Source organism: Streptomyces sp. NPDC079167, assembly GCF_040686735.1.
GTDB lineage: Bacteria > Actinomycetota > Actinomycetes > Streptomycetales > Streptomycetaceae > Streptomyces.
The window spans coordinates 170605-186529 of sequence record NZ_JBFBLO010000004.1; the positions used below are offsets into that span (position 1 = coordinate 170605).

Consider the following 15925-nt stretch of genomic DNA (forward strand, 5'->3'; position numbering starts at 1 on the left):
TCGGACGGGGCGGCGGTGGGCGACGGGAGGGCCTGGGCGGCCCACGGGCTTCTTCGCCTCCCGGCGGCCCGTAGACTCGACTTTTGGCACCTTTGCGTCCTCAGTCGTCGAGCCAGGTCGCCACCAGCCAATCGGAAGCACGGGAAGAGATGTCGGCACCGAACAAGTCGTACGACCCAGTCGAGGTCGAGGCACTGAAACCGGAAGAGATCGAGCGCATGCGGGACGAGGCGTTCGCCGCCTTCGCCGCCGCGGGCGACCTCGACGCGCTCGCCCAGGCGAAGACCGCGCACACCGGTGGTACCTCGCCCCTGTCGCTCGCCAACCGCGAGATCGGCGCCCTGCCGCCGCAGGCCAAGGCCGAGGCGGGCAAGCGCGTGGGCCAGGCCCGCGGCGCCGTCTCCAAGGCGCTGGCAGCCCGCCAGGCCGAGCTGGAGGCCGAGCGTGACGCCCGGGTGCTGGTCGAGGAGGCGGTGGACGTCACCCTGCCCTACGACCGCACCCCGGCCGGTGCGCGCCACCCCCTGACGACCATCATGGAGCGCGTCGCCGACGTCTTCGTCGCCATGGGCTACGAGATCGCCGAGGGCCCCGAGGTCGAGGCGGAGTGGTTCAACTTCGACGCCCTGAACTTCGTGCCCGACCACCCGGCGCGGCAGATGCAGGACACCTTCTTCGTGCAGGGCGCCGACGGCGCCAAGGGCGACGAGTCCGGTGTCGTGCTGCGGACGCACACCTCACCCGTGCAGGCCCGTTCGCTGCTCAGCCGTAAGCCCCCCGTCTACGTGGTCTGCCCCGGCCGGGTCTACCGCACCGACGAGCTCGACGCCACGCACACCCCGGTCTTCCACCAGATCGAGCTGCTCGCCGTCGACGAGGGCCTCACCATGGCCGACCTCAAGGGCACCCTGGACCACATGGTCCAGGCGCTCTTCGGCCCGGACATGAAGACCCGGCTGCGGCCGAACTTCTTCCCGTTCACCGAGCCGTCCGCCGAGATGGACATGGTCTGCTACGTCTGCCGCGGCGAGTCCGTCGGCAACCCGGACCGCCCCTGCCGCACCTGCGGCAGCGAGGGCTGGATCGAGCTCGGCGGCTGCGGCATGGTCAACCCCAAGGTGCTCGTCGCCTGTGGCGTCGACCCCGAGAAGTACAGCGGATTCGCCTTCGGGTTCGGCATCGAGCGGATGCTGATGTTCCGCCACAACGTCGAGGACATGCGAGACATGGTCGAGGGCGACGTCCGGTTCACCCGGCCGTTCGGGATGGAGATCTGATGCGCGTCCCGCTTTCCTGGCTGCGGGAATACGTCGACCTGCCGGCGACGGAGACCGGCCGTGACGTACAGGCCAAGCTCGTCTCCGTCGGCCTCGAGGTCGAGACCGTCGAGCAGACCGGCGCCGGCCTCAAGGGCCCGCTGGTCGTCGGACAGGTCCTGACCATCGAGGAGCTGGAGGGCTTCAAGAAGCCCATCCGTTTCTGCACCGTCGACGTCGGCACCGCCAACGGCACCGGCGAGCCGCAGGAGATCGTCTGCGGCGCCCGCAACTTCTCCGTCGGCGACAAGGTCGTCGTGGTCCTCCCGGGCGCCGTCCTGCCCGGTGACTTCGCCATCGCCGCGCGCAAGACGTACGGCAAGACCTCGCACGGCATGATCTGCTCCACCGACGAGCTCGGCATGGGCGACGACGGCACGCACGGCATCATCGTGCTGCCGCCGGAGTTCGAGCCCGGCACCGACGCGATCGAGCTCCTCGAGCTCGTCGACGAGGTCCTGGACATCGCCGTCACGCCGGACCGGGGCTACTGCCTCTCGATGCGCGGCGTCGCCCGCGAGACCGCCATCGCGTACGGGCTGCCGCTGCGCGACCCCGCGCTCCTGGACGTGCCCCCGCCCAACGCGCACGGCTACCCGGTGAAGGTCTCCGACCCGTTCGGATGCAGCAACTTCACCGCGCGTACGGTCACCGGCCTGCGGCCCGAGGCGCGCTCCCCGATCTGGATGCAGCGCAGGCTGCAGAAGGCCGGCATGCGCACCGTCTCGCTGGCCGTCGACATCACCAACTACGTGATGCTGGAGCTCGGCCAGCCGCTGCACGCCTACGACCGCACCCGTGTCGCGGGGACGATCGGGGTGCGCCGTGCCCAGCAGGGCGAGAAGCTCACCACGCTCGACGGTGCCAAGCGTGTCCTGGACGCCCAGGACCTGGTCATCACCGACGACCGCGGGCCGATCGGCCTCGCGGGCGTCATGGGCGGTGCCGACACGGAGATCGCCGACCACGCCGAGGACTCCGGGACCACCGAGGTCGTCATCGAGGCGGCTCACTTCGACGCGATCGCCATCGCCCGGACCGCGCGCCGCCACAAGCTGAGCTCCGAGGCGTCCAAGCGCTTCGAGCGCGGTGTCGACCCGCAGGCCGCCGCCGCTGCCGCGCAGCGCACGGTCGACCTGCTGGTCCTCCTCGCGGGCGGCACGGCCGAGGCCGGCGTCACGGAGATCACCGCCCCGTCCGCACCCCGCACCATCGCCATGCCGGCGAACCACCCCGACCGGGTGGCCGGAGTGGAGTACGGCCGCGAGACCGTCGTACGCCGTCTCCAGCAGGTCGGCTGCGACGTCTACGGCCAGGACGAGCTGATCGTCACGGTGCCGTCCTGGCGCCCCGACCTCGCCGAGCCGAACGACCTGGCCGAAGAGGTCATCCGGCTGGAGGGGTACGAGAACCTCCCCTCGACCCTGCCGACCCCGCCCTCCGGACGCGGGCTCACCGACCGCCAGCGGCTGCACCGCCGCGTCGGCCGTGCCCTCGCGGGCGCCGGTTACGTCGAGGCGCTGAGCTACCCGTTCATCGGCGACGCCGTCCTCGACCAGCTCGGCCTGGAGAAGGACGACGCCCGCCGCCGTACGGTCACCCTCGTCAATCCGCTCTCCGACGAGGAGCCCGCGCTGCGCACGACGCTGCTGCCGGGCCTGCTCGGCGCCCTGCGGCGCAACGACGGCCGGGGCAGCCACGACCTGGCGCTCTTCGAGACCGGTCTGGTCTTCAGGCCGACCGGCGAGGAGACCAAGGCCGTCCGGCTGCCCGTCGACCGCCGTCCCACGGACGAGGAGATCGCCGGACTGGACGCGGCGCTCCCGCGTCAGCCTCGCCGGGCCGCCGTCGTCCTCGCGGGCGCCCGCGAGCAGGCCGGCTGGTGGGGCAGGGGCCGCCCCGCCGACTGGGCGGACTCCGTCGAGGCGGCGCGCACCATCGCCCGTGAGGCGGGCGTCGAGGTGACGGTCCGCGCCGACCGGCACGCACCGTGGCACCCCGGCCGCTGCGCCGCGCTGTACGTCACGGTCGACGGCGAGGAGACCCTCTTCGGACACGCGGGCGAGCTGCACCCGCGCGTCATCAAGGAGCTCCACCTGCCCGAGCGGACCTGCGCCATGGAGGTCGAGCTCGACGTCCTGGAGCAGGCGGTCGACGGCACGCTCCAGGCGCCCCGGATCTCCACCTTCCCGGTGGCGACCCAGGACGTCGCGCTCGTCGTCGCCTCGGACGTGCCCGCAGACGCGGTGGAGAAGGCCCTGCGCGAAGGCGCCGGCGGTCTGCTCGAATCGCTGCGGCTCTTCGACGTCTTCACCGGCGAGCAGATCGGTGAGGGCAACAAGTCCCTGGCGTACGCGCTGCGGTTCCGTGCCCCGGACCGCACGCTGACCGTGGAGGAGGCCACCGCGGCCCGCGACACCGCGGTCGCGCTGGCCGCCGAGCGCACCGGCGCGGTACTGCGCGGCGCGTAGGGCGTAACGGAGTCGAGAAGGGGCGTATCCGGCCACCGGATACGCCCCTTCTGTTCTCGCGGGGCGGCCCTGGGGCCGCACACGGGCCTCCTGTCATCGGGGCAGTGGGCTGTGCGGTCCGGCGCCGCCCGCCCTGCCACGGAGTGTCGGGCAGGCCGGCAGGACGAACGGCGCGGGGGCGGGTCGTCGAACTGTTACGAGGGGGAGCCGACGACCCGGCCGCCTCTTGCGAGGAGCTCATTCAACCGAGCGGCGCCCCGGCGCGGCAGAGCGCACAGGAGGACGGTTCGGGCATTCCGTTCACACCCCGTGTGAATCGTGCTCCACTAGGCTCATCGCGACGCGCACATGGGGGGGCGATGGAGCCCAATGTCCTGCTCGAATCCCTGATCGGCGAGGCGGGTGTGTCCCGCGCCGGGCTCGCCGGTCACGTCAACCAGGCCGGCCGCGCCCGCGGGCTGTGCCTGCGGTACGAGCACACGGCGGTCGCCCGCTGGCTCAGGGGCCAGCGCCCGCGCGGGCAGGTCCCCGACCTGATCTGCGAGGTGCTGGCCGGCCGGCTGGGCCGTCCCGTCACGCTCGACGACATCGGCATGGGGATCTCCGGTGTCCACACGGCGGCCCGGAGCGCGGGCCTGTGCGGGTTCGTCGAGCACGCGACGGCCCTGTGGCGCTCGGACGAACAGCAGCGTCCCCACCTCGCCACCGCCCCCGCCGTCACGGGCACGACAGCCGTGATGCCGGTCTGGGAGTGGGAGAACCCGCCCGAGGACACCGACGTCTCACGCCCCGGGCCGTCCCGCGTGAGCATGGCGGACATAGAGACGCTGCGCGCGGCCCGGGCGCACTACGAACAGATGTACAGAAAGGCGGGGGGCATCGCGACCAGGCCCCGCATCGTCGGCTTCCTCAACGCCGAGACCGCGCCGCTGCTGCGCGGCGGGTACAGCGACGCCATGGGCCGCCGCCTCCACCGGGCGACCGCCGGACTGGTGGCCGTCGCCGGTATCTGCGCCTACGACTCCGACGCCCACGGTCTCGCCCAGCGCTACTTCCACCAGGCGCTCCGCCTGGCCAAGGCCAGCGGGGACCGGGGGCTCGGCGGCTATGTGATCGCGCTGCTCGTCAACCAGTCGCTGCACCTCGCCGAATTCCGCCGGTCCGTGGCCTTCGCCGAGGCCGCACTGCGCGCGGCGGGCCCGCACATCACGCCCGCGCTCGCCACCGATCTGCACGCGATGCAGGCCAAGGCCTACGCCCAGCTCGGCGACCACCGCAGCGCCCTGGAGTGCATCGGCCGCGCCGAGGCCGAGGCCGTCCGCATCCGGAGCGGGGGCGAGCCGGACGAGACCGGATATGTCCAGCCGGGTCTCGTCAACGTCCAGGTGGCGGAGGCGCTGCTGTGTCTGGGGGACCTCCCCGGTGCCCGGGAGCACGCGGCCGTCGCGGTACGCTCCCCGGCGCACGACCGGGGGACCGTGCACCGGCTCGCCATGCTGACACATCTCGAACTGCTCCAGGGCGAGGCGGACAAGGCGGCCCGCACCGCCTCGGAAATGGCCGAACGCGCTCGGGGTACGGAGTCCCAGCGGCTCCGGGACCGGCTCCGCTCCGTACGGGAACATCTGGCCGCGAGCGGCAGCGCCGACGCCGCGGCGGCGGCCGGCCTCATCGACGGGGCGCTGCGCGTGCCTCTGTGAGCCTCGTCGGGGGAGCGTCCGCGCGTTCCCCTGCGGGGCGGACCCTGCTCCGATATTGCCATCGACCAGTCGGAAGGTGGCAGAACTGTGCAGTGGACGAACTTGAATGAACGAACTGTGTACGAGAACCGCTGGTTCCGGGTCAATCTGGCGGATGTCGTCCTCCCCGACGGCCGCCATCTCGACCACTTCCTCATCCGCCTCAGGCCCGTGGCCGCGGCGACCGTCGTCAACGAGGCCAACGAGGTCCTGCTCCTGTGGCGGCACCGGTTCATCACCGACAGCTGGGGCTGGGAGCTCGCCGCGGGTGTGGTCGAGGACGGCGAGGACATCGCCGCCGCGGCGGCGCGCGAGATGGAGGAGGAGACCGGATGGCGCCCCGGCGAGCTGCGACCGCTGATGACCGTGGAACCGGCCAACGGCCTCGTCGACGCCCGGCACCACCTCTTCTGGTCCCGGGAGGCGACGTACACCGGCCATCCGGCGGACGCCTTCGAGTCCTCGCGCCGTGAGTGGGTCCCGCTCAAGCTTGTGCCGGACATGGTCGCGCGTGGAGAGATACCGGCGGCCAACATGGCGGCCGGACTGCTGATGCTCCATCACATGCGGCTGGGCTGACGCCCCACGACGGAGCGGCGGGTGGTCCGGAAGGGCCGACGGGGGCGACCGCCGCTCCCACGCGTACGGTTCACCCGTAGGGCCGGAAACCCGGCCGGAGTGCCTCCGAGGCCGCACGAGTACCTCTCGACAGTCGTCCGGTACCGGACGGAGTGCCGTACGGCGGAACGACGCATCCTCTGATCGGGGCGTTCGCCGGCGCTACGAAGCCGCCGGCCGAGGTATCCGCCCAGCTCGGGAACGACTGGTGGAGAAGACGGCCTCGTCCTCCTCGCCGCCCAGGCCCGCCGCGGCGGAGGCCGGCACGCCGAGCTCCGGCAACCCGTCGCACGCTGCCCAGCAGACCGCCCCGAGCGTGGCGATCCGTCATGTACGGGATGTACGGGCAGCCGAAGCCCGCGACCCGCATCCCCGCCACAAGCATCAGCCGGAATCGGACATCAACTCACGGGCCTTCGAAGCACCCCAGGACGGTCACCTGGTCGAAGCGCCGCGCCTCCGCGTCCTTCCTCGCGATCGTCCAGAAGACGTCACCGCCGATGTGGAGGCCGCCGAAGTCCAGGACGCCGCCGTACCACTGAGCGAGAAGCGCCCAGTCGTCGGAACGAGGCCGTGCCCATGGGCTGGCCCGCCTGCCCTCCGGCTTGCCTGCCGCCTGGGCCGCCATGGCGGCGGACGCGGTGATGGGGTCGTCCTCGCCGTAGGAGTCCCTGGAGTATCCGTCGATCTGCAGGTGAGTCTCGTCGCGATGCTGCCTGTCCTCGTACAGCACGTCTGACCAGGCCCGGCGCAGTTCCTTGGCATGCGGATGCTCGACGGGGTCGATGAGCACCTCGTTGTCCGGCAGGGAGAGGTCGTACTTCAGCCGTAGCTCTGCACGGTCATAACCGTCGCCCCCAGGACGTTCCTCGAGAGGCGTGCCGGCGGGGACGTACATCACCCGGCCGGAAGCGTCGAGGTCGTCGGGATGGAGCCGGGCGAAGAAGAGGAGCCGGCCGTCGGGGGGCAGTACCAGAGTCGTCGCGTCGTCGGGCAGCGCGGCGAGGTCCAGCATCGCTATCAGGTTCAGCCCTGCCGGGAGTTGGGGAGTGCCGGCGGGAAGCAGATCGGGCCCGCCGAAGTGGCCCACGACCGGCCCCTCCACGGTGGACGCCAGGGTGGCGCAGGGGCGGGCGGCCTCGAGCCACCTCTCCACCTCGGCGGACGGGACGCCGCCCGCGAGTGCCTTCTCGCGGAACCGGTTCGCCTTGTCGAGCATCTCGGGTTTCATGCGGTGAACATAGTGGCGGGTACTGACACGTGGGCGCTCCGGCGCGGTGCCGGGCCGGCAGTGGGAGACGAGACCCTTCGGGCCGTACACGGCCCTGACCGCAAGTAACGCCCCCCGGCGGTCAGTCGTACGGGTAGAAGCCCGAGCCCGTCCTCCGGCGAGCCGGCCCGCGTCCACCATGCGCTGGAGCAGCGGGGGAACGGCGTACGGGAGCTCCTTGTACTCCGCCTACAACTAGTCGGCCGACTACTGCAGGCTGCGACCCTGGCGCCTCGTCCGCCGTCCCGGACTGGGAGCAACTGGCGGCGACCGCCCTGCCGCTGTACGCCCGCGGGTTGGGCAGCATCGGCACACCCGGCCGCAGCTCGACTTCGAACCCGTCCGCAAGCGCACGAGTCCGAGCACGAGCGCTCGCTGGGCCGGTTCCACATCGGCAGCCGGGAGGGGCAAGATGGTTCGCCGCCGGAAGACAGCGGACGTGGCGGATCGGTGCAGGTGCACGCCCCCTGATGACAAGGGTCTGAGAGCACCGGGCCGGACGGCCGTCCGGCCTGGCGAGGGGCCTCACGTCGCTCTCCGACGCGACAGCAACTCGCCGTCGCCGGAGAGCTGCTCGGCCAGGACGGCCCTGCGCGCCTGGATCTTGCCCTGGGTGGCGGCGATGGCGGCTCCGATGAGCAGCACCACCGCGCCCGTGCCCTGCAGCCAACCGAAGGACTCGCCCAGGAGCAGGGTGGAGCACAGCGTGTTGACCACGGGAACGGTGAACATCATCAAGGAGGCGTTGGCCGGTCCCACCGCGCCGACCCCGCGGTAGTACAGAAGGTTCGCGACGGCTGCGGCGCCGACGGCGAGATACACGGTGTTCAGCCACACTCCGGCAGGCAGCGTGCTCCACTCGACGTCCGCCAGGTCCGGGGCGGCGAGCAGAGACAGCAGAAAGGCGCCCGCACACGTGGCGTACGTCGTGGCCCGCAGCGGATCGACGCCGGCCAGGACCCGGGGCCCCAGGAGGGTGTAGCCGGCCCAGCACACGGCGCTGAGCAGGAACAGTACATCTCCCCACAGCCTGGACGAGCCGCCTTCCGTGCTGCCGCCGATGCCGATGAAGAAGATGACGGCACCGACCAGACCGACGACGAGACCGGCCACCCGGGCGGCGCCCGCCCGCTCCTTACCGGCGAGCAGCAGGGCGGCACTGGTCAGGATGGGGCTCATGACGGGCACGAGGATGCCGGCGTCGAGGGAAGGAGCCAGGGACAGACCCCAGAAGAAGAACCCGTTGTAGGCGAAGACGCCCAGCACGCCGACGGACGCGGCGCGCCACCCGTCGCGGGCCGACACCGCCGAGCTGCGGTCACCGAACAGCAGAACGGCGATGAGCAGCGCCACCGCGCCACCGCCGAAGCGCAGGACCGCTCCCACCGCGGGCGGCACATGGTCGACCACCGACTTGGAGCTGGAGAAGGCACTGCCCCACAGCACCATGGTCACCAACAGGTGCAGATAGGGATTGCTCAGGCTGGTCTTTGCTCTCATGCCCTGATCCAACCGGCAGGGCAGTAGGCCGGCTTGAACGCTGGTGCGGCACCATGGGGCCATGGGGACGACGAACGGCGCAGCAGGTGGCCCGCCGAGCAGCTGGGCCCGTTACTGGCGCGACCGCTCCCGCCCGCTGGAGGCCATGCACGCGCACTTCTTCGAACACGTCTACACCCCGCACAGCCACGACACCTACTCGTTCGGCATCACGGAGGTGGGCGCCCAGACGTTCCGCTGCCGCGGGGCGGACCACACCAGCGGGGCCGGCATGATCATGGCCTTCAACCCCGACGATGTCCACGACGGCCGCGCGGCGGCCGACCTGGGCTACCAGTACCGCATCGTGCATATCGGCCCTTCGGTGGTGGGCGGGATACTCGCCGACGCCACAGACCGGCCCACCGGCGCCCTGCCGCTGTTCATGCAGCCTGTCCTGTTCGATCCGGTACTGAGCGGCACGCTGTCCAGACTGCACGGCGCCCTGGCCGAGCGGGCGAACCCTCTGGTCCGCGAGGAGTACCTGACCGCAACGGTTCTCGCCATGGCGACCCGCGGGTCCACGCGTGCTCCGCGGGTGCGGACCCTGGCGGGTCGGACCCGGTTCCGTGCCGCGCGCCGTGCCCGTACCCTGCTCGACGAGTCGTTTCTTGAACCGCTCGCGGCGGAGGACCTGGCCGCGGCCGCGGGCTGCAGCCGGTTTGCGCTCTACCGCGCGTTCCGCGAGGAGTACGGCATGCCCCCCAGCGCGTATCAGCGGCTGCTCCGCCTGCGCCACGCCCGCGGGCTGCTCATCAGGGGCCTGCCACCGGCGGACGCCGCCGCCTCCGTCGGCTTCTCGGACCAGGCGCATTTCAACCGCTGGTTCAAGCGCACCTACGGCGTCACGCCGGGAATCTTCAGCAGTGCCGGCCTGTAACCCGTTCTGATACAGGGCTGTTGTTCATCCGGTTTGCGCCACCCCCCGGAGTCCTGGCATGCGAGAAACGCGCAGCAGGTCTTGCCCCGGGCTTCGGCGTAGTGCGTTGGGCGTCCGGCTGGTGAGGGAACGCCGGGTTGGTGGGGGCCGGGTACGAGGCAGGAAACGAGTGCCCGTGATCATGGAGTTCTGCACGCTCTGTGATCTTGGGGTGCCCTGCCCGCTTCTGCATCCCGCCCGTCCGCCGTGTCTTCGACCAGCTCGCCCGATCCGCGTCATCCGCGCGGAGTGCGCGCTCCGGCACGGCGTCGGGTCGGCAGAAGCAGATGAGCCTGTTCGGGGCCGCACACGGTCCTGCCTCGGGGAACGTGCCCCGGCGGGCCCGGCGGCGTGAGCGCCGGGCCCGCCGGTAGGACGGTCAGTCGTACGGGTAGAAGCCCGAGCCCGTCTTGCGGCCGAGCCGGCCCGCGTCCACCATCCGCTGGAGCAGCGGGGGAGCGGCGTACAGGGGCTCCTTGTACTCCGCGTACATCGAGTCGGCGACCGAGGCCACGGTGTCCAGGCCGATCAGGTCGGCGAGCTTGAGCGGGCCCATGGGGTGGGCGCAGCCCATCTCCATGCCGTTGTCGATGTCCTCGCGGCTGGCGATGCCCGACTCGAACATCCGGATCGCCGAGAGCAGATACGGGATCAGCAGGGCGTTGACGACGAAGCCCGAGCGGTCCTGGGCGCGGATCGCGTGCTTGTCCAGCACGGTCTGCACGACGGCTTCCGCGCGCTTTATGGTCTCGTCGGACGTCGTCAGCGCGGGGATCAGCTCGACGAGCCGCTGCACGGGTGCCGGGTTGAAGAAGTGGATGCCGATGACCTGGTCGGGCCGGGAGGTCGCCACGGCCAGCTTCACCAGCGGGATGGAGGAGGTGTTCGAGGCGAGGATCGCGTCGGGCCGCGTCACCACCTGGTCGAGCACCTGGAAGATCTCCGTCTTGACCTGCTCGTTCTCCACGACTGCTTCGATCACGAGATCGCGGTCCGCGAATTCGCCGAGGTCCGTGGTGAAGCTGAGGCGGGCGAGGGTCTCGTCGCGCTCCTCCGCGGTGATCTTGCCGCGTTCGGCGGCCTTGGACAGGGAGTTGTGGAGCCGGGTACGCCCTATCTCCAGGGCCTCACCGGTGGTCTCCGCCACCTTGACCTCGAGGCCGCTACGAGCGCACACCTCCGCGATGCCCGCGCCCATCTGGCCACAGCCCACCACTCCGACGCGTGCAATGTCGGCCATAGAGTCCGTCACCTCGTGCCTTTCGCTGATCTCCGTGCGGCAGTCCCGTCCGATACCGGTGCCCGCCTCGACCCCACGACGTTACTCCGCGATCCGGCTCCGGCGAGCTGCGGGTCCTGCGGTCCGTGAGCGGGCATGATCTGTGTCACGGACTGCCGACGTGACGCACGGGAACAGAGAGACGAAAGGTATGCAGATGCCTGGTATGGGCCGGAGGTCACTGGTGATGGGAGCGATCGGCACGGTGGCCGCGCTGACGACGGCGGGTGATGCCGCCGCCGTGCGCGGACCCGGATCGCCCCGGCACGGAGGCCGGGGGCGCAGAGCGGGCCAGGGCGAGCTGCGGGGTGTGTGGATCGCCACGGTGGCCAATCTGGACTGGCCGTCGAAGCCGGGCCTGAGCGCCGCGGCCCAGGAGGCGGAGCTGATCGCCCACCTGGACCGGGCGGTCGCCCTGCGGCTGAACGCCGTCGTCCTCCAGGTCCGGCCGAGCGCCGACGCCCTGTGGCCCTCGTCGTACGAGCCGTGGGCCCAGTGCCTCACCGGTGTCCAGGGCAAGGACCCCGGCTGGGACCCGCTCGGCACGGCGGTGCGTGAGGCGCACGCCCGCGGTCTGGAGCTGCACGCGTGGTTCAACCCGTACCGGGTCGCGAACCACACGGACCCGTCACGCCTCGTCGCCTCCCACCCCGCGCGGCTGCACCCGGACTGGGTCCTGCCGTACGGCGGGAAGCTCTACTACAACCCGGGGCTGCCCGAGGTCAGGAAGTTCGTCCAGGACGCGATGCTCGACGCGGTGAGTCGCTACGCCGTCGACGCGGTGCACTGGGACGACTACTTCTACCCCTACCCGGTGGCCGGCCAGGTCTTCGACGACGACGCCGCGTACGAGCGGTACGGCGAGGACTTCGCGGACAAGGCGGCCTGGCGCCGCGACAACACCGACCGGCTGGTGCGCGAGACGTCCGAGCGGATCAAGGAGGTCAGGAGCGGCGTCCGGTTCGGGATCAGCCCCTTCGCCGTGTGGCGCAACGCCGCGACCGACCCGCTCGGCTCCGACACCGCGGCCGGCGTCCAGACGTACGACGACCTTCACGCCGACACCCGGAAGTGGGTGAAGGAGGGCTGGATCGACTACATCTGCCCGCAGATCTACTGGAACATCGGCTTCTCCGCCGCCGACTACGCGAAGCTGCTGCCGTGGTGGGCCGAGACGGTCCGCGGCACCGGCGTCGGCCTGTACGTCGGGGAGGCGCTCTACAAGGCCGGGGACCCCGCCCAGCCCGCGGCCTGGCAGGACCCCGCCGAACTCTCCCGGCACCTCGACCTCGCCGCGGACCATCCGGAGGTGGGCGGCCATGTCTACTTCTCGGCCCGGCAGGTGAAGTCCGACCCCATCGGGGCCATGGCCCGGGTGGTGGCCGACCACTACCAGGTACGGGCCCGCACGCCCCGTTGACCCGGTCGTCCCGACCCGCATGCCCCGGGGGCCCGGCCGGAACCGCCGGGCCCCCGCCCCGCACGGCCCGGACGCGTGGGCCGCGGACCACTCGTGCCCCGGCCCACGCGCGCTCCAGGGTCCTTCGTCCGGGTCAGGCCGCATCGTGGTGCGGTGCCGGACCCCGCGAGCCCAGCATGATCCGAACGAGAGGCTCTAGCGGTCCCGGTCCTCCGGGGCGGTGTGCTGGACGACGCTGTCGGGGCCCGGGGACCTGATCGATTCGTGCCCGTCCTCGAAGCGCAGGCGGTACGGGGGACTGCCCCCGTCGCCGAGCACCTCGACGATCTCTGCGACCCGGTCGTGCTGTCCCACGGTCCTGCCGTGCGTCAGCAGCCGGTCGCCCGTGTGTGCCTCCATCGGGAGTGACCTCCTCACGGGTGGCGGTCCATGTCGACAAGTCTATGTCTCCATGGGCGCGTCGGCTCTCGGGCGGGCACCGCGGCGACTTCCCGCGCGCTGCGTCACGGCGATGCAGACCAGGACGGCCACCGCCGCCACCGGGGCGGCAGCGGAGACCCGCTCGCCGAGGGCGAGGAACGACCAGACCAAGGTGAGCAGGGGCTGCGCCAGTTGCAGCTGGCTGGCGCGCGGGACCCCGATCTCAGCCATCCCCCGGTACCAGACGTACAGCCCGAAGAAGGTCGACCCGGCGGCCACCCAGACAAGCCCGATCACCCCGTGCGCCGTGAGCCGCACCGGTTCGAAGGGCAGCGCCACGGCCGCTCCGGCCACGGCGAGCGGCAGTGCGAGGACGAGGGCCCAGCCGACCACCTGCCAGCCCGCCATCGCCCCGGCCAGCCTGCCGCCCTCGGCGTACCCCGCCGCGCAGACAAGCAGCGCGCCGAACAGGTACAGATCGCTCACGGAGAGCTTTCCGCCGCTCTGCTGGACCGTGAAGGCGATCACCACCGCCGCCCCGGCCAGCGCCGCGGCCCAGAAGGCGCGCGGCGGTCGGGAGCCGGTGCGCACCGCCGAGAGGAGCGCCGTCGTCAGCGGCAGCAGCCCCACCACCACGGCCGCGTGCGAGCTCGTCGATGTCTGCAGGGCGAGCGTGGTCAGCAGGGGGAAACCCACCACCACGCCGCCCGCGACGACCGCGAGACCCGGCCAGTGGCGTCGCGCGGGCACCGGGACCCGGCCGACGAGCAGCGCGCATCCCGCGATCAGCGCCGCGAGCACGCTGCGCAGCGCGACCAGGGACCAGGGGCCGAAACTCTCCAGGCCCCACACCGTGGAGGGGAAGGTCAGCGAGAAGGCGAGGACGCCGAGACCGGCGAGTGCGACGCCGCCTCCCGGGCCGCGTCGCACCGCAGGCCGGGCGACCTCGACCGCTATCGCTGCCTGATCAGTAGTGCTACTCTCTGCTCTCATGTATGAGCGTAGCAGTGTGACTGAGCTGGTGACTTCCCTGAGAAGCGAGCTGAACCGCTACTCGCCAGGTGGGAAGCTGCCGTCCAGTCGTGCACTCGTCGACCGCTTCAAGGTCAGTCCGGTGACCGTCTCCCGGGCCGTCGCGCAACTGGCCGCCGAAGGTCTGGTCGTCACCCGCCCCGGGGCCGGAGCCTTCCGCGCCGAGGTCCGGACCCCCGCCCCCGCCCCGGGCGACACCTCCTGGCAGGAGGTGTCGCTCAGCGGAAGCGGCGGGCCCGAGGTCGTACCGCGCACCGTGGACGCCTCGGGCGTCCTCGTCACGCTGGCCGAACCCCCGTCCGGCGTCATCGAGTTCAACGGGGGCTACCTCCACCCCGGCCTCCAGCCCGAGCGGGCACTCGCCGCCGCCCTGGCCCGGGCCGGCCGCCGGCCCGGCGCGTGGGGCCGGCCGCCCACCTGCGGACTGCCCGAGCTGCGCGCCTGGTTCGCCCGCGAGATCGGCTCCACGCTCACCGGAGCCGACATCCTGATCACGGCAGGAGGGCAGAGCGCCCTGGCCACCGCGCTGCGGGCGCTCGCCCCGCCCGGCGCGCCCGTCCTCGTCGAATCGCCCACCTACCCGGGCATGCTGGCCGCCGCCCGCGCGACCGGTCTGCGACCGGTGCCCGTGCCCATGGACGCCGACGGGGTCCGGCCCGATCTGCTGGAAGCCGCCTTCCGTGCCACCGGGTCCAAGGTCTTCGTCTGCCAGCCGCTCTTCCACAACCCGACGGGCGTGATCCTCGCCCCCGAGCGGCGTGAGCGCGTCGTGCGCGCCGCCCGGCAGGCGGGCGCCTTCGTCGTCGAGGACGACTTCGCCCGCCGCCTCGTCCACCACGACGCGGGCCCGCTGCCCGAGCCGCTGGCCGCCGACGACCCGGACGGCGTCGTGATCCATGTGCGCTCCCTCACCAAGATCACGTCGCCCAGTCTCCGCGTGGGGGCGCTCGCCGCACGCGGCCCCGTCCGGGAACGGCTGCGCGCGATCCAGGTCGTCGACAGCTTCTTCGTGCCGCGCCCGCTCCAGGAGGCCGCGCTCGAACTCGTGGGCTCGCCGGCCTGGGAACGCCATCTGCGTACCGTGGCCGCCGAACTCGGCAGCCGCCGCACCGCGATGACCGCCGCCGTACGCGGCACGCTGCCCGAACTCACCCTGGCGCACGTGCCGTCGGGCGGCGGCAGCATCTGGCTCCGGCTCCCCGGGCCGGGCGCCGAGGAGCCCGCCCTGGTCTCCGCCGCGCTGCGGGCCGGCGTCGCCGTCGCGCCCGGTCGCCCCTACCACTGCGCCGAACCGCCCGCCGGCCACATCAGGCTGAGTTTCGCGGCCGTCTCGGGACCCGCCGAGATCACCGAGGGGGTGCGCAGGCTGCGTACGGCCGCCGACGAGCTGCGGACGGCGGGCGATAACCTCCCGGCATGAATGACCAGGACGGCGCGGAGCGCCACGAGATCTCCGACGACCCCACGCGGCTGGACGCGGCCCGCATCCACCACTGGCTGTCCACGGACGCCTACTGGGCCCTGGGGCGTACCCGTGAACAGCAGGACCGGGCGATAGCGGGCTCACTCAACTTCGGTGCCTACGACACGGATACGGGCGAACAGATCGCCTACGCGCGCGTGGTCACCGACCGCGCCTCCTTCGCGTGGCTCTGCGACGTGTACGTCGACCCCGCGGCCCGCGGCCACGGTCTCGGCACCCGGCTCGTCACCGCCGTCCGGGACGAGCTGGCGCCGCTGGGTGTGCGCAGGTTCCTCCTCGCCACCAAGGACGCCCACGGGGTGTACGCGAAACTCGGCTTCACCCCGCTCGCCGAACCGGACATGTGGATGTGCCTCCAGACGGGCTGAGGCACGGACGTCCGCCCGGCGCCGCACCGCCCTCTTGACCGACGCGGCGCC

At 72.0% G+C, this 15925-nt stretch carries 13 protein-coding genes; 8 read left to right on the forward strand and 5 right to left on the reverse strand.

Annotation, left to right across the window (positions count from 1 at the left end):
• The first annotated feature begins 149 nt into the window (after window positions 1-149).
• From pheS to AB0P41_RS10720, 4 genes are all read left to right on the forward strand, one after another.
• Window positions 150-1277 carry a phenylalanine--tRNA ligase subunit alpha gene (gene pheS / locus AB0P41_RS10705; RefSeq protein WP_033304472.1) on the forward strand — a complete coding sequence of 376 codons (1128 nt, stop codon included), beginning with the start codon at window positions 150-152 and terminating at the stop codon, window positions 1275-1277.
• Window positions 1277-3787 carry a phenylalanine--tRNA ligase subunit beta gene (gene pheT / locus AB0P41_RS10710; protein ID WP_365931341.1) on the forward strand — a complete coding sequence of 837 codons (2511 nt, stop codon included), beginning with the start codon at window positions 1277-1279 and terminating at the stop codon, window positions 3785-3787. The genes pheS and pheT overlap by 1 nt, the downstream gene beginning before the upstream one ends.
• 359 nt (window positions 3788-4146) lie before the next feature.
• Window positions 4147-5487: a transcriptional regulator gene (locus AB0P41_RS10715; RefSeq protein WP_365931342.1), complete on the forward strand. Its 1341-nt coding sequence runs from the start codon at window positions 4147-4149 to the stop codon at window positions 5485-5487.
• A gap of 87 nt (window positions 5488-5574) precedes the next feature.
• Window positions 5575-6105 carry an NUDIX domain-containing protein gene (locus tag AB0P41_RS10720; RefSeq protein ID WP_356716354.1) on the forward strand — a complete coding sequence of 177 codons (531 nt, stop codon included), beginning with the start codon at window positions 5575-5577 and terminating at the stop codon, window positions 6103-6105.
• 445 nt (window positions 6106-6550) lie between these two features.
• Here AB0P41_RS10720 and AB0P41_RS10725 read toward each other — a convergent pair whose 3' ends face one another.
• Together AB0P41_RS10725 and AB0P41_RS10730 are read right to left on the reverse strand one after the other, a co-directional pair.
• Window positions 6551-7375 carry a DUF1963 domain-containing protein gene (locus AB0P41_RS10725; RefSeq protein ID WP_356716356.1) on the reverse strand — a complete coding sequence of 275 codons (825 nt, stop codon included), beginning with the start codon at window positions 7373-7375 and terminating at the stop codon, window positions 6551-6553.
• A gap of 564 nt (window positions 7376-7939) precedes the next feature.
• Window positions 7940-8914, reverse strand: coding sequence for a DMT family transporter (locus AB0P41_RS10730; protein WP_356716358.1), 975 nt, complete (start codon window positions 8912-8914; stop codon window positions 7940-7942).
• A 61-nt stretch (window positions 8915-8975) separates the two neighbouring features.
• Between AB0P41_RS10730 and AB0P41_RS10735 the strand changes: the two genes are divergently transcribed.
• Window positions 8976-9833, forward strand: coding sequence for an AraC family transcriptional regulator (locus AB0P41_RS10735; protein WP_365931344.1), 858 nt, complete (start codon window positions 8976-8978; stop codon window positions 9831-9833).
• Window positions 9834-10251: 418 nt separating this feature from the next.
• Here AB0P41_RS10735 and AB0P41_RS10740 read toward each other — a convergent pair whose 3' ends face one another.
• The gene (locus AB0P41_RS10740) at window positions 10252-11112 is read right to left on the reverse strand and encodes a 3-hydroxybutyryl-CoA dehydrogenase (protein WP_356716362.1); all 861 of its coding nucleotides are present in this window, start codon (window positions 11110-11112) and stop codon (window positions 10252-10254) included.
• A 190-nt stretch (window positions 11113-11302) separates the two neighbouring features.
• On the opposite strand from AB0P41_RS10740, the gene AB0P41_RS10745 reads away from it, so the two are divergent.
• A complete protein-coding gene (locus tag AB0P41_RS10745) occupies window positions 11303-12571 on the forward strand; it encodes a family 10 glycosylhydrolase (protein WP_356716364.1) in 1269 nt (422 codons plus the stop codon).
• Between the two features lie 195 nt (window positions 12572-12766).
• Here AB0P41_RS10745 and AB0P41_RS10750 read toward each other — a convergent pair whose 3' ends face one another.
• Window positions 12767-12970, reverse strand: coding sequence for a DUF1918 domain-containing protein (locus AB0P41_RS10750; RefSeq protein ID WP_356716366.1), 204 nt, complete (start codon window positions 12968-12970; stop codon window positions 12767-12769).
• Window positions 12971-13012: 42 nt separating this feature from the next.
• Complete coding sequence (locus AB0P41_RS10755) at window positions 13013-13984, reverse strand: DMT family transporter (protein WP_365931348.1); 972 nt, start codon at window positions 13982-13984, stop codon at window positions 13013-13015.
• On the opposite strand from AB0P41_RS10755, the gene AB0P41_RS10760 reads away from it, so the two are divergent.
• Window positions 13983-15443 carry a PLP-dependent aminotransferase family protein gene (locus AB0P41_RS10760; protein ID WP_365931350.1) on the forward strand — a complete coding sequence of 487 codons (1461 nt, stop codon included), beginning with the start codon at window positions 13983-13985 and terminating at the stop codon, window positions 15441-15443. The genes AB0P41_RS10755 and AB0P41_RS10760 overlap by 2 nt on opposite strands.
• Window positions 15440-15874: a GNAT family N-acetyltransferase gene (locus tag AB0P41_RS10765; RefSeq protein ID WP_356716372.1), complete on the forward strand. Its 435-nt coding sequence runs from the start codon at window positions 15440-15442 to the stop codon at window positions 15872-15874. Before AB0P41_RS10760 ends, AB0P41_RS10765 begins: the two co-directional genes overlap by 4 nt.
• The last annotated feature ends 51 nt before the right edge of the window (window positions 15875-15925 follow it).